The organism is Pedococcus sp. 2YAF34, from assembly GCF_052114585.1.
Classification (GTDB): Bacteria; Actinomycetota; Actinomycetes; order Actinomycetales; family Dermatophilaceae; genus Pedococcus.
This window is the reverse complement of sequence record NZ_JBFRFA010000027.1, coordinates 1-13,269: the sequence shown is the minus strand read 5'-3', so window position 1 is coordinate 13,269 and position 13,269 is coordinate 1. Positions and strand designations below refer to the sequence as shown.

The following is a 13,269-nucleotide window of genomic DNA, read 5'->3' as shown; positions in this document are numbered from 1 at the left end:
GCACGCGGTCGCTCGCGGGGGACACCGACCTCGGACGACCTGGCCCGCGCGGCGGACCGGGCCGCGAACCGGTCGCGCCGCGAGGCCAGGGCGAGGACCGCCCGCTTGGCCAGCCGACTCGCGTTCATCGTGCAGTGCGGCCTGGGCGCGGCCGTCGCCTGGTGGGTCGCGACCGGCCTGCTGGGTCACGTGCGGCCGTTCTTCGCCCCCGTGACCGCCATCGTCTGCCTCGGCATGTCCTACGGGCAGCGGCTGCGCCGGGTGGGCGAGGTCATGAGCGGTGTGGCCGTCGGGGTGTTCATCGGCGACGCCTTCGTGCACGTCTTCGGCAGCGGCTCCTGGCAGATCGTCGTGGTCGTGGTGATCTCCATGAGCGTGGCCGCGCTCCTCGGGGCCGGCATGATCCTCACCACGCAGGCCGGGGTGCAGTCGGTCATCGTGACCACCCTCGTCGCCGGCCCCGGCCAGGGCTTCACGCGGTGGCTGGACGCCGTCGTCGGCGGGAGCGTGGCCCTGCTGTTCACCCTCGTCGCCCCGGCCGCGCCGCTGCGCCGACCACGCCAGCAGGCCGCCCTGGTCGTCGAGGAGATCAGCGGCATCCTCACCGACACGGTCCGCGCGCTGCGTGAGAAGGACGGAGACCTCGCCTCGGCGACGCTGTCCCGGGCGCGCGACTCCGAGGGGATGCTGACCGAGGCGCGCGCGCTGTCGGCCGAGGGCATCGCGGTGGTGCGGCTGTCGCCGATCCGGCGCCGGCACCTGCCCGGCGTGCAGGCGATCGCCGACCTCCTCGAGCCGCTGGACCGGGCCATCCGCAACCTGCGCGTCCTGGTCCGCCGGGCGGCGATCGCGGTCTGGCGCGACGAACCGGTGCCGACCGCCTACCTGCGCCTGCTCGAGGCCCTGGCGGAGACGACGACCGACATCTCGCGCGAGCTGTTCGAGCGACGGCTGCCGACCCACGCGCGCGTCGGCCTGCACCGGATCGGCGAGGCGAGCGCGGTCATCGACCCGTCGTCCGGCCTGTCGGGCGAGGTGATGCGGGCCCAGATCCGCTCGATGGTCGTCGACCTGCTGATGCTGACCGGCATGCCGCTGGACGAGGCCCGGGAGATGGTGCCCGAGTCGATGACCCACGGGCCGGAGGACGGCTGACCCCTGCGAGACTGGCGGCGATGACCTCGCGACGCCACCTCCCTCCCTTCTGGCTCATGGCGCTCGGCCTCGTGGCCGTGGCCGTCAACCTGCGGACCGCGATGGCCAGCGTGCCGCCGGTGGTGCAGACGATCGGCGCCGACCTCGGCCTGTCCAACGCCGCGCTCGGGGCACTGACGACGCTGCCGGTGCTGTGCATGGGCGTCTTCGCGCCGGTCGCCCAGCGCGTGGCCGCGAGGATCGGGGCCGCTGGCGCCATCGAGGTGTCGGTCCTGTGCGTCGCCGCCGGGCTCGCCCTGCGCCTCGGGGGCGGCCACGTGTGGCTGCTCTACGCCGCGACGTTCGTCGCCGGGGTGGGCATCGCCATCGGCGGCACGCTTCTGCCCGGGCTGGTCAAGGAGCTGTTCCCACCCCAGCGGGCCGGCCTGGTCACCGGGCTGTACATGCTGGCGATGATGGGTGGGGCCGGTGCTGCCTCCGCACTGTCGGTGCCCCTCCAGGAGCGCCTGGGGTCGTGGGAGGCGTCGCTCGGCTCGTGGTCGGTGCTGGGGGTGCTCGGGGCCCTCGCCTGGATACCGGTGTGGCGCGGCCACACGCGGCACCGCGCGGCCAACCCCATGGTGGTCGCCCCGGCGCGTCTGCCGTGGGGCCATGTCACCGCCTGGCTGGTCGCGGCCTACCTCGCCGTCCAGTCGGTGGAGTTCTACTCCTCCCTCGCCTGGATCGCGCCCACCTACCGGGCCCGCGGCTGGGACCCCACGCACGCGGGATACCTGCTCAGTGCGTTCACCGCCGCCCAGCTCGTCTCCGGGCTGCTCGCCCCGGCGCTCACCGACCGGGTCCACGACCGGCGGGTCCTCCTGGTCGCCTCGTCCGTCCTCGGGCTGCTCGGGCAGGCCGGGCTGTGGCTGGCCCCGGGTGGCGCCCCCTGGGCGTGGGCGACGGTCCTGGGTCTGGGCCAGGGAGCCGCGTTCGCCCTCGGCCTGGTCCTCATGGTCGACTACGCCGCCACCCCCGCCGCCAGTGCGCGGCTGGCCGGTATGGCGTTCCTCTTCAGCTACGGGCTCGCCTCGCTCGGCCCCGCCGCCATGGGCGCGGTGCGCGACGCGACCGGCGGGTTCGACGCGGTGTGGATGTCCCTGACGCTGCTGATGGCCGCCCAGCTGGCGGTCGCGTTCGCGTTGCGCCCCTCGCTGCGCAAGATCAGCTGACCGCGAGGCGACGGCGGCCGCCCCCCGACCGCTCAGGGTCAGGGCGTGTCAGGCAGGGGTGACGTCGGGGCTGGTCGCCGACGGGCCGAGCGCCTGCACGAGGGCGGCGAGGCGGCTGGCCTCGGAACGTCCCACCTCGGCGTCCGCCTTCTGGATCGCCATGACCGCAACGGTGTCCGTGTCGTCGAGCTCGAGGGTGACCCAGGGGTCGCCGCCGCCGAACCGCACGTCGACGACCGACTGCCACGCGATGACGCGGGTGGTGAAGAGGTTGCGCACCGTGAGCGACTCACGGGTGGGCAGGGCGCGGATGGAGGCGAAGCGCCACAGGATCGCAGCGATCGCCACGCCGAGCAGGGCGAAGAAGACCTTGTCGCCGGCGCGCCAGGTGCCGCCCTGCTCGGGGCTCGGCAGCACGACCGCGATGACCGCGAAGACGACGAGGGCCGCCACCGCGAAGGCGAGGGACACGGTGCGCCCCCGGTGGGGACGGAACGGCGCGAAGGCCGCCACCTCGTCGGGCGAGGCGCCCGCAGACCGGGGGCGAGGGCTCACAACCGGCACGCGGCGATGTCGGTGACGAGGATCGCCCGGGCCCCGAGGTCGTAGAGCTCGTCCATGATGGCGTTGGTCAGGTGTCGCGGGACCATGGCGCGCACGGCGGCCCAGTCCTTGTTCTGCAGCTGGGAGACGGTCGGCGACTCCAGGCCGGGGGTGATCGCGCAGGCGTCCTCGACGAGGTCGACCGGCACGTCGTAGTCGAGCATGACGTAGTGCCGGGCCGTGATGACGCCGGTCAGGCGGCGCCGCAGCACCTCGACGGCAGCCGCCTCGCCGGAGCCCTCACGCCGGATGAGCACCGCCTCGCTGCGAAGGATCTCCTCGCCGAACACCTCCAGCCCCTGCTGGCGCAGGGTGGTGCCTGTCTCGACGACGTCGGCGATGACGTCGGCGACCCCGAGCGTGATCGCGGTCTCGACCGCGCCGTCGAGGCGCACGACCTGGGCGCTGATGCCCTGGCCGGCGAGGTGCTTCTCGACCAGGCCCGAGTAGCTCGTCGCGACACGGCGGCCGGCGATCTCCTCGACGGACGCGCACGTGCCGGGGCGCGCGGCATACCGGAAGGTCGAACCGCCGAAGCCCAGCGGCATGACCTCGATCGCGGCGCTGCCGGAGTCGAGCAGCAGGTCGCGGCCGGTGATGCCGCAGTCGACGGTGCCGGAGCCGACGTAGACCGCGATGTCGCGCGGGCGCAGGTAGAAGAACTCGACGTCGTTGTCGCGGTCGGTGACGATCAGCTCCTTGCTGTCGCGACGGACGCGGTAGCCCGACTCACGCAGCATCTCCACTGACGACTCGGACAGGGATCCCTTGTTGGGGACGGCAATTCGCAGCATGACGGTGGTTCCTAGAGGTGGGTGTAGACGTCGTCGAGGGTCAGGTCGGAGGCCAGCATGAGCACCTGGAGGTGGTAGAGCAGCTGGCTGATCTCCTCGGCCGTGCGCTCCTTGCCCTCGTGTTCCGCGGCCATCCACACCTCGGCGGCCTCCTCGACGATCTTCTTGCCGATGGCATGCACGCCGGCGTCCAGCTCACGGACGGTCCCCGAACCCTCGGGTCGGGTCAGCGCCTTGTCGGCCAGCTCGGCGTACAGCTCGTCGAAGGTCTTCACGCGCCAAGGGTACGGGTGAGTGCGGCACCGTCCGAATGCGGACCGCCAGCCGGGACCGCGCGCGCAACTTTCGGCCCATGGGCCGCTACCCAGCCGCGCACCGCCTCCACAGGCGCAACTTTCGGCCCATGGGCCGGCACCCTGAGACGCCTGCACGTTCCTGCGCGGGCGGGCGTCCGCTCAGACGTGCAGGTCCCGCAAGGTGACGGCGGTGGCGACCGCGGCGGTCGCGGCCTCATGACCCTTGTCCTCGCTCGACCCCTCGAGCCCGGCGCGGTCGAGGGCCTGCTGCTCGTCGTCGCAGGTGAGCACACCGAAGCCGACGGGCACGCCGGTGGTGACGCTCACCTGTGTCAGGCCGTTGGTCACGCCCGCGCAGACGTAGTCGAAGTGCGGGGTGCCGCCCCGGATGACGACACCCAGGGCCACGAGCGCGTCGTGGGTGGGGGCGAGCCGGGCGCAGGCGACGCTGAGCTCGACGGTCCCCGGCACCCGGACGACGGCCGGGTCGTGGATGCCGGCGTCGGCCAGCCCCCGCAGGGCGCCGGCGACGAGGCCGTCCATGACGACGTCGTGCCAGGAGGCGGCCACGACGGCCACCCTCAGGCCCAACCCGTCGACCGCGATGGTGGGTGCTCCGTGTCCGCTCATGCCGAGGCTCCGTGGTCGGTGTCGAGGAGGAGGCGGTGACCCATGCGGTCCCGCTTGGTGCGCAGGTAGGCCTCGTTGGTGGGCAGCGGCGCGATGCTGATCGGCTCCACCGCCGGGACGTCGATCCCGTGCTCGCGCAAGGCGTTCACCTTGAGGGGGTTGTTGGTCAGCAGCCGCACGGCCTCGACCCCGAGGTCGACGAGGACAGCCGCACCGGCGGCGTACTCCCGCGCGTCGATGGGCAGGCCGAGCTCGACCTGCGCGTCGACGGTGTCAAGGCCCTCGTCCTGCAAGCCGTAGGCGCGCAGCTTGGCCACCAGGCCGACGCCGCGGCCCTCGTGACCTCGCAGGTAGACCACGGCGCCGCCCTCGGCCGCGACGCGCTCAAGGGCACGATCGAGCTGGGCCCCGCAGTCGCACCGCTGCGAACCGAAGACGTCGCCGGTGAGGCACTCGGAGTGCAGACGCACCAACGGCGCCCGGCCGACGAGGCCACGGGGGCTCACCAGGGCGAGGTGCTCGGCCCCGGTCACGACGTCGCGGTAGCCCAGCGCGCGGAAGGTGCCGTGCGGCGTGGGCAGCTCGGTGTCGGCGAGCCGCTCGACCCGGTCGTGGCGCTGCCGCCAGGCGATGAGCTGGGCGATGGTGACCACGGGCAGTCCCTCGCGGCGACCCGTCTCGAGGACCTGGGGCAGGCGCATCATCGTGCCGTCGTCGTTGACGAGCTCGCCGATCGCGCCCACCGGCTCGAGCCCCGCCAGCCGGCACAGGTCGACCGCGGCCTCGGTGTGGCCGGGGCGCTCGAGGACGCCGCCGTCCCTGGCGCGCAACGGGATCACGTGCCCGGGGCGCACGAACGACTCCGGCGTCGCCGCCGGGTCCGCGAGCAGCCGTATGGTGCGTGCGCGATCGGCCGCGCTGATGCCGGTGGTCACTCCCCCGGCTGCGTCCACCGTCACCGTGTAGGCCGTGCGCAGGGGGTCGCGGTTGTCGGCGACCATGAGCGGCAGGCCGAGGCGGTCGGCCGTCGCACCGGTCAGCGGGGCGCAGAGGTAGCCGCTGGAGTGCCGGATGGTCCACGCCAGCCACTCGTCGGTGAGGGTCTGCGCGGCGAGGACGACGTCACCCTCGTTCTCACGGTCCTCGTCGTCGGTGACCAGCACCGGTCGACCGTCGCGCAGCGCCTGCAGCGCCTCCTCGACCGTCGCGAGCGCGGGTCCGCCCGGCCCACCGGGTGCAGGTCGTGTGCCGGTCATGCCGTGGCCTCGGCCAGCTCCCGATCCGGGCTCGCCTCGGTGCGGGACGCCTTGAGCCAGACGAAGAAGCCGTAGAGCACCAGGACGCCGTACACGGCGTACAGGACCGCGGAGGGGTAGAAACGCGAGTGCCACAGCAGCGGCACCCCGACGAGGTCGACGGCGATCCACGCCAGCCAGAAGTCGTTCCAGCCGCGGGCCATCGCGTAGGTGGCGACCATCGAGCCGACGAAGATCCAGGCGTCGCACCAGAAGTACCAGCGGGGCGCGGGCCAGCCGGCACCGATGGTCGCGAACACCCACTGCATGACGACGACGCCGGCGACCCAGGCGCCGAGGTAGGCCGCGCGCTCACGGACCGTCGCCCAGCGCGGGGTGATGGCCGGGGAGTCCTCGCCCGGGTGTGCCCGGTTGCGCAGCTGCTGCCAGCGCCACCAGCCGTAGACGCTGGTGATGATGAAGAACACCTGGCGCCCGGCCTGGCCGTAGAGCGTCTCCTGCTGCGGGTTGGAGAAGGCGACACCGAAGAACACGGTGAACAGCAGCGCGTTGCCGACGATCCCGACGGGCCACGCCCAGACGCGTCGCCGCATGCCGCCGATGGCCGAGGCGAAGCCGAACGCGTTGCCGACCACCTCCCGCCACAGGAGCGGGTGCCCGGCGACCTGCAGCTGGGCGTTGAAGAGCGTCTCGAGCCAGTTCATGCCTGCGTCTCCTGGTGGTTCGGGGTGGGGGTGGTGTTCAGGGTTGGGATGGTGTTCGGGGTGGGGGTGGTGTTCGTGTCGGTGCCCGGGGTGGCGCCGGCCGTCATCAGGCGCTCGACGTACTTGGCGATCACGTCGACCTCGAGGTTGACCGGGTCACCGACCGCCTTGTGCCCCAACGTGGTCAGCTCCAACGTCGTCGGGATGAGCGACACCGTGAACGAGTCGGGGCCGGCGCTGGCGACCGTGAGGCTGACGCCGTCGACGGTGACCGAGCCCTTCTCGACGACGTAGCGCGCCAGGGCCCGGGGCAGCGACAGCTCGACGACCTCCCACCGGTCGCCTGGCGTCCGCCGCAGCACCGTCGCGGTGCCGTCGACGTGGCCCTGCACGACGTGGCCGCCGAAGCGACCGTCCGCCGGCATCGCGCGCTCGAGGTTGACGGGTGCACCCTCCACGAGCGCGCCCAGGCTGGACCGGCTCAGCGTCTCGGCCATGACGTCGACGGTGAACTGCTCGTCGTCGTGCTCGACGACGGTGAGGCAGACGCCGTTGACCGAGATCGAGGCGCCGTGCACGGCGTCGGAGGTGACCAGCGGGCCGTGGACGGTCAGGCGGGCGGAGTCGGCGCCGGGTTCGAGCGCGACGACGCGCCCGAGCTCCTCGACGATGCCGGTGAACATCAGTGGCTCTCCTTCAGGCAGGCCGTGACGCGCACGTCGTGGCCGATCAGGGTGATGTCGGTGGGTTCGAGGCGCAGGGCGTCCCCGATGGTGGTGATGCCGAGGTCGCCGACGGACGGCCGGCCACGCCCCAGGAACACCGGCGCGATGTAGGCGACGACCTCGTCGACCAGGCCGTCGGCGAGGAAGGCCGCGGCGACGGTGGGGCCGCCCTCGAGCCACACGTGGTGGACGCCGGCCTCGGCGAGGGCGGTGAGGACGTGCTTGGGGTCGCGGGTGCGCAGGTGCCAGGTCGGCGCGGCGTCGTCGAGCACGTGGGCGTCCTCAGGGAGGTCCCGCTCCCCCATGACGACCCGCAGCGGCTGGGTGTCCATGAGCGAGCCGTCCGGGTGCCGGGCGGTGAGGTACGGGTCGTCCGTGAGCGCCGTACCGGTGCCCACGAGGACCGCACCGCACTCCGAGCGGAGACGGTGCACGTCGTGGCGGGCCGCCTCCGAGGTGATCCACCGGCTCGTGCCGTCGGCCGCGGCGCTGCGTCCGTCGAGGGTGGTGGCGAGCTTCCACGTCACCCACGGGAAACCTGTCGTCGCGAGGTGGGTCCACGAGCGGTTGAGGGCGGTCGCCTCCTCGGCCAGCACCCCACCCCGTACCTCCACACCGTGCTCGCGCAGCCACCCGGCCCCGCCGGCCGCGACGGGGTTGGGGTCGGTCTGCGCGTGGACCACGCGCGCGACCCCGGCGGCGTGCAGCGCCTCGGCGCAGGACCCGGTGCGCCCGGTGTGGGCGCACGGTTCGAGGGTCACGTATGCCGTCGTGCCCCGGGCGGCGTCGCCGGCTGCCAGCAGCGCGGCCGCCTCGGCGTGGGGTGTGCCGGCGCCGCGGTGCCAGCCCTCGGCCACGACCTCGCCGTCGGGGGACACCAGGACGCAGCCGACGCGCGGGTTGGCGTCGACCAACGGCCCGCGAGCGGCGAGCTCGAGGGCGCGACGCATCCAGCGCTCGTCGGGGTCCTGCCCCTGCGACGCCGCGTGCTGCGAACCGTGAGTGTCCTGCATGTCCTGCCCTCGTGCTCCAGACCAGTGGGTCGAGCTCCGGGGGACGTGCGGTCGACACCACGGCTGCACGGCGACCGCCGACGGCCGGAGCCGTCGTCACCACCGCACAGGACGCGGAGTCCTGCCTTGCTCGTGCTGCCTACCATCCGGACTTTCACCGTCGGTCCTGGAGTTCCACCAGGTCAACCGGCCGCTGGCTGCGGTCGGGTCGCGGACTGTCACCGCCGGTTCGGAGTTGCACCGACCCCGGAGCACGTCAACCCAGTATGCCAGCGGTCGCCGAGAAGGCGCACAGTCGGCTCAGGTGACGGTCCTCACCCGGGGTCGGCTACGGGTACGTCTCAGTGGGCGTGGCGGCGGGCGAGGTCGCGCAGCTCGTCCACGGCCTGTGCCGCGTCCTGGGCGCCGTACACCGCCGACCCGGCCACGAAAACGTCGGCGCCGGCCTCCGCGCACTGCTCGATGGTCGTGGCGGACACTCCCCCGTCGACCTGCACCCAGACCTCACCGCCGTGGCGGCGCACGGCCTGCCTGACCTGGGCGACCTTCGGCATCTGGTCGGCCATGAAGGACTGGCCACCGAACCCGGGCTCGACCGTCATGACCAGCACCATGTCGAGCTCGGGGAGCAGGTCCTCGTAGGGGGCGAACGCCGTACCCGGCTTCACCGCCATGCCTGCCCGCGCTCCGGCCGCCCGGATCGACCGTGCGACGTCGCGGGGGTTGCCGGCCGCCTCCACGTGGAAGGTGACGGACGCGCCCCCGGCCTCGGCGTACTGCGGTGCCCAGCGGTCGGGGTCGTCGATCATGAGGTGGCAGTCGAGCGGGATCGGGCTGACCTTGGCCAGGGCCTCCACGACGGGAAGGCCGAGGGTCAGGTTGGGCACGAAGTGGCCGTCCATGACGTCGACGTGCGCCCAGTCGGCGTTGCTGATGCGGCGCAGCTCCGACTCGAGGTTCGCGAAGTCGGCCGACAGGATGCTGGGCGAGATCTGCACGGCGCTCACCCTAACGGGCCGGACTTGCGCAGCAGGGCGAGGAACATCCCGTCCGTGCCGTGGACGTGGGGCCAGAGCTGGACCGTCGGACCGGGCCCGGGAACGGGTACCGGCTGGCCCTGGGCGTCGAGCAGGAACGGACGTGCGTCGATGAGCTCGACGTCGTCGCGCCGCTTGGTCACGTCCCGCACGACGAACTGGGTCTCGGCCAGGTGGGGGCTGCACGTGGCATACGCGACCACGCCGCCGGGGGCCGTCGCGTCGATGGCCGACGAGAGCAGGTCCCGTTGCAGCGCACCGAGATCCGCGAGGTCGGCCGGCGTGCGGCGCCAGCGCGCCTCGGGGCGTCGTCGCAGCGCGCCGAGGCCGGTGCAGGGGGCGTCGACCAGGACGCGGGTGTAGCGGCCGGGTTCGTCGGCACCGATGTCGCGGCCGTCGCCGGTGCGAACCTCGATGGTCCGCCCCAGGTGACCGGCCTGCAGCAGGGCGGGACGCAGGGTCTGGCGCACCAGCTCGGTGCGGTGCTCGCTCACCTCGTTGGCGGTGAGGTCCGCACCTGCCCGCAGCGCCAGCGCAGCCAGCAGGCCGGCCTTGCCCCCGGGGCCGGCGCACAGGTCGAGCCACCGCTCCGGCCCCTCGGCCTCCACGGGCACGGCGGCCAGCGCGAGGGCGAGCAGCTGGGAGCCCTCGTCCTGGACCGCGGCGCGCCCCTCGCGCACGGCGGGTACGGCGCCCGGGTCGCCGCCGGGGAGCACCGCGCCGACCGGCGACAACGGGGAGGCCTCGGCTCCCGACTCGACGAGCTCGTCGACACTGGCCTGGCCGGGACGGGCGACGAGCGAGACCTTGGCGGCCGCGTTGTCGGCCGTGACGAGGGCGGTGAGCTGCTCGTCGACGGTCTCGGCCGTCGCCGCGCCGTGGCCGAGCAGGGCTGCCCGCAGCGCCCGCACGACCCAGTCGGGGTGCGACTGCTCGACGGAGAGCCGGGTCACGAGGTCGCCCTCGGCCGGGACGACCTCCGCCAGCCAGGCGTCGAGGTCGCGCTCGCTGATGCGGCGCATGACGGCGTTGACGAAGCCGGACGCCCCTGCGCCGTTGACCTTGCGCGCGAGGGCGACGGTCTCGTCGACCGCGGCGTGGGTCGGCACGCGCATGCCGAGGAGCTGGTGGGCCCCGAGCCTCAGGGTGTCGAGCACGTTGGCGTCGATCTTGGCCACGGGGCGGCCCGCCGCGACGGCGATGACCGGGTCGTAGAGACCGTGCATGCGGATCGCGCCGTAGACGAGCTCGGTCGTGAACGCCGCGTCGCGACCGCGGATCTGCTTGTCCCGCAGCTCCCGCGGCAGCTCGAGGTTGGCGTAGGCACCGGCCGCCACCGCGCGCATGACCGTGTAGGCAGCCAGCCGCTGGGGGTCGCCGGTGCGACCGCGCTCGCTGGGCCGCTGCGCGGAGCGCTGCTGCCCGCCGTGCACGCGCTCGGGGCGCTGACGCCCTTGGGCGTTGCGGCGACCTCCAGCACCCTGGTTGCCGCCGCGACTCGAGTCACCTCGTCCTGCTCCGCCGCGTCCTGAATCACCTCGTCCTGCGCCGCCGCGTCCTGCGCCGTGCTGGCCGTCGTCGCGTGCGGGGCTCATGCCGCTCCTCCGTCGTCGAGACGCTCACCGGGGGTGATGCGTACGCCGCGGGCCCAGTCGGCCGCGGCCATCTCCTTCTTGCCGTGCGGGCGCACCTGCGTCAGGCGCACCGGCGTCGTCGCCGTGCCCACCCACACGTCGCGCTTGCCCGCGTGCAGCTCGCCGGGCGCGAGGTGCGGGACCTGCGCCACCGCGTCGCCCTGCTCCGGTGACACCGGGGCCAGCTTGAGTCGCTCGCCCCTGAACGTCGTCCAGGCACCCGGCGCGGGCGTGCAGCCGCGGACCAGCCGGTCGACGGCGACGGCCGGCAGCTCCCAGCGCACCCGCGCATCCGCCACGTCCAGCTTGGGCGCGAGCGAGACGCCGTCGGAGGACTGGGGCACCGGCTGGAGCGAACCGTCCTCGATCCCGTCCATGGTGGCGACGAGGAGCCCCGCTCCACCCTCGGCCAGCCGGCCGAGCAGGTCCCCGGTGGTGTCGGTGGGCCGCACGCGCTCGGTCATCACGCCGTACACGGGCCCGGTGTCCAGGCCCTCCTCGATGAGGAAGGTCGACGCGCCGGTCACCTCGTCGCCAGCCATGACAGCGTGCTGAACCGGTGCCGCACCACGCCAGGCAGGCAGCAGCGAGAAGTGCAGGTTCACCCAGCCGTGGGTGGGGATGTCGAGCGCGACCCGGGGCACGAGCGCGCCGTAGGCGACGACGGGGCAGGCGTCCGGTGCCAGCTCACGAAGCCGGTCGAGGAAGGCGGGGTCACGGGGAATGGCCGGGGTCAGGGCCTCGACGTCGTGGTCCTGGGCCCAGCTGCGTACGGGTGACTGGGCGACCGTGCGACCCCGTCCCGATCGCGCGTCCGGACGGGTGACGACGGCCACGACCTCGTGGCTGGAGGCGTGCAACGCCTCGAGGGCCGGGACTGCCACCTCGGGGGTGCCGGCGAAGACCAGTCGCACGTCACATACCCCGGCCGAAGGTCGCGTGCGGGCTGACCTTGACCGTGGGGGCGGGCTCCCCGGACCACTCCGCCTCGCGGATCGCGCGCATGGCGAGCTTGCGCTGCTCGCGGTCCATGCGGTCGATGAACAGGATGCCGTCGAGGTGGTCGGTCTCGTGCTGGATGCACCGCGCCATCAGCTCCGAGCCCTCGATGGTGACCGGCTCGCCGAACTGGTTGAAGCCCTTGGCCACGACGCGCAGCGCGCGCGGGGTGTCGAACCGCAGGCCGGGGAAGGACAAACATCCCTCCTCTCCGTCCTGCATCTCGCTGGACAGGTCGAGGTCGGGGTTGACGAGGTGGCCCAGCTCGCCGTCGATCCAGTAGGTGAAGACGCGAAGTCCCACACCGATCTGAGGGGCTGCAAGGCCCGCTCCGGGCGCGTCCATCATCGTGTCGGTCAGGTCCTTCACCAACTGGCGCAGCTCGCGGTCGAAGTCGACCACGGGCGCGGCCTCGGTACGCAGCACCGGGTCACCGAAGAGGCGGATGTTCTGGATCGACACGGCGACAGTCTAGGTGGGGCGGCGCGTTCACTGGTCCGCACCGGCACTGTGTTGCCAGCTGGGAGCCGCTTCGATCGCGGATCGCGTTCCGCTGCAAGCGGATTCATTCTCTCCTCCCCTTCCATGATTGTTCGAACACCTGTACGATTGAGGCATGTCCACCGCCCCTCTCGCGCAGTCCCGGCACCGCCGGCAGCAGGAGCTGTGGGCACGCACTGCCGCCGTCGCGGGGCGGTTGAACCGGGCGCAGGCCGAGCTGGTCGACATCGCCGCCGAGCTCATCACGGACCGGCACTGGGGCGACGGCGGGTTCAGGACCCCCGAGCACTACCTGGTGGTGCGGGCCGGGTTGTCGCCGGCGCACGCCAAGGATGTGGTCGCGGTCGCGCGGCGCCGGGGCGAGCTGGTCGAGGCGTCTTCGGCGTTGGGTGCGGGTGAGCTGTCGCTGGACCAGGTCGCGGTCATCGCCCACGGCGTCCCGACCGGCTACCAGGCCTCGGTCACCGCCCTCGCCCGGGAGGCGACGGTGCCGCAGCTGCGCCGCGCCGTGAGTAGACACGCCTTCCCCGCTCAGCCCGCGGCCGGAGCCATAGGCAGTGACACTGAGGCAGCAGCGACCGAATTGGACCCACGCGCAGCCGTCGAGCAGGAGCAGGAGACTGCCCGCGGTTCTGCATCGGAGCGGAGGGCGTGCGCGAAGCCGGAGCTGTCGATGAGCTACGACGCGGACGGCCGGTTCCAGCTGCGGTA

Annotated in this window: 15 protein-coding genes and 1 riboswitch; of the genes, 3 read left to right on the top strand and 12 right to left on the bottom strand. The window is 73.2% G+C overall.

Going from position 1 to position 13,269, the window contains the following annotated elements; translation table 11 throughout:
* Positions 1-105 precede the first annotated feature (105 nt).
* Positions 106-1,155, top strand: a complete 1,050-nt coding sequence (locus tag AB4Z02_RS13860; protein WP_441971612.1) for an FUSC family protein — start codon at positions 106-108, stop codon at positions 1,153-1,155.
* A 20-nt stretch (positions 1,156-1,175) separates the two neighbouring features.
* A complete protein-coding gene (locus AB4Z02_RS13855; protein WP_441971610.1) occupies positions 1,176-2,366 on the top strand; it encodes an MFS transporter in 1,191 nt (396 codons plus the stop codon).
* 48 nt (positions 2,367-2,414) lie between these two features.
* On the opposite strand, the gene AB4Z02_RS13850 is transcribed toward AB4Z02_RS13855, so the two are convergent.
* The 12 genes from AB4Z02_RS13850 to def all read right to left on the bottom strand — a co-directional run bounded on the left by AB4Z02_RS13850 (position 2,415) and on the right by def (position 12,519).
* The gene (locus tag AB4Z02_RS13850; RefSeq protein ID WP_056885295.1) at positions 2,415-2,921 is read right to left on the bottom strand and encodes a PH domain-containing protein; all 507 of its coding nucleotides are present in this window, start codon (positions 2,919-2,921) and stop codon (positions 2,415-2,417) included.
* On the bottom strand, positions 2,918-3,763 hold the full coding sequence (gene hisG / locus AB4Z02_RS13845; protein ID WP_056885296.1) for an ATP phosphoribosyltransferase: 846 nt from the start codon (positions 3,761-3,763) through the stop codon (positions 2,918-2,920). The genes AB4Z02_RS13850 and hisG overlap by 4 nt, the downstream gene beginning before the upstream one ends.
* A gap of 11 nt (positions 3,764-3,774) precedes the next feature.
* Positions 3,775-4,038 (bottom strand): phosphoribosyl-ATP diphosphatase, encoded by a 264-nt coding sequence (locus AB4Z02_RS13840; protein WP_441971608.1) that lies wholly within the window; start codon positions 4,036-4,038, stop codon positions 3,775-3,777.
* Positions 4,039-4,218: 180 nt separating this feature from the next.
* Positions 4,219-4,689 carry a 6,7-dimethyl-8-ribityllumazine synthase gene (ribH, locus tag AB4Z02_RS13835; RefSeq protein WP_441971606.1) on the bottom strand — a complete coding sequence of 157 codons (471 nt, stop codon included), beginning with the start codon at positions 4,687-4,689 and terminating at the stop codon, positions 4,219-4,221.
* Complete coding sequence (locus AB4Z02_RS13830) at positions 4,686-5,945, bottom strand: bifunctional 3,4-dihydroxy-2-butanone-4-phosphate synthase/GTP cyclohydrolase II (RefSeq protein ID WP_441971604.1); 1,260 nt, start codon at positions 5,943-5,945, stop codon at positions 4,686-4,688. Before AB4Z02_RS13830 ends, ribH begins: the two co-directional genes overlap by 4 nt.
* Positions 5,942-6,649 (bottom strand): nicotinamide riboside transporter PnuC, encoded by a 708-nt coding sequence (gene pnuC, locus AB4Z02_RS13825; protein WP_056885300.1) that lies wholly within the window; start codon positions 6,647-6,649, stop codon positions 5,942-5,944. Before pnuC ends, AB4Z02_RS13830 begins: the two co-directional genes overlap by 4 nt.
* Positions 6,646-7,332, bottom strand: coding sequence for a riboflavin synthase (locus AB4Z02_RS13820; RefSeq protein WP_441971602.1), 687 nt, complete (start codon positions 7,330-7,332; stop codon positions 6,646-6,648). Before AB4Z02_RS13820 ends, pnuC begins: the two co-directional genes overlap by 4 nt.
* Positions 7,332-8,387, bottom strand: a complete 1,056-nt coding sequence (ribD, locus tag AB4Z02_RS13815) for a bifunctional diaminohydroxyphosphoribosylaminopyrimidine deaminase/5-amino-6-(5-phosphoribosylamino)uracil reductase RibD (protein ID WP_441971600.1) — start codon at positions 8,385-8,387, stop codon at positions 7,332-7,334. The genes AB4Z02_RS13820 and ribD overlap by 1 nt, the downstream gene beginning before the upstream one ends.
* Positions 8,388-8,516: 129 nt before the next feature.
* Positions 8,517-8,645, bottom strand: a riboswitch (FMN riboswitch).
* 83 nt (positions 8,646-8,728) lie between these two features.
* The gene (rpe, locus tag AB4Z02_RS13810) at positions 8,729-9,385 is read right to left on the bottom strand and encodes a ribulose-phosphate 3-epimerase (protein WP_441971598.1); all 657 of its coding nucleotides are present in this window, start codon (positions 9,383-9,385) and stop codon (positions 8,729-8,731) included.
* A 5-nt stretch (positions 9,386-9,390) separates the two neighbouring features.
* Entirely contained in the window at positions 9,391-11,019 is a 1,629-nt protein-coding gene (locus AB4Z02_RS13805) for an RsmB/NOP family class I SAM-dependent RNA methyltransferase (RefSeq protein ID WP_441971596.1), read from the bottom strand.
* Positions 11,016-11,972, bottom strand: coding sequence for a methionyl-tRNA formyltransferase (locus AB4Z02_RS13800; protein ID WP_441971595.1), 957 nt, complete (start codon positions 11,970-11,972; stop codon positions 11,016-11,018). Before AB4Z02_RS13800 ends, AB4Z02_RS13805 begins: the two co-directional genes overlap by 4 nt.
* A gap of 1 nt (position 11,973) precedes the next feature.
* A complete protein-coding gene (def, locus tag AB4Z02_RS13795) occupies positions 11,974-12,519 on the bottom strand; it encodes a peptide deformylase (RefSeq protein WP_056885305.1) in 546 nt (181 codons plus the stop codon).
* 154 nt (positions 12,520-12,673) lie between these two features.
* Between def and AB4Z02_RS13790 the strand changes: the two genes are divergently transcribed.
* The coding region (locus AB4Z02_RS13790; RefSeq protein WP_441971592.1) for a DUF222 domain-containing protein at positions 12,674-13,269 on the top strand (596 nt) is incomplete at its 3' end.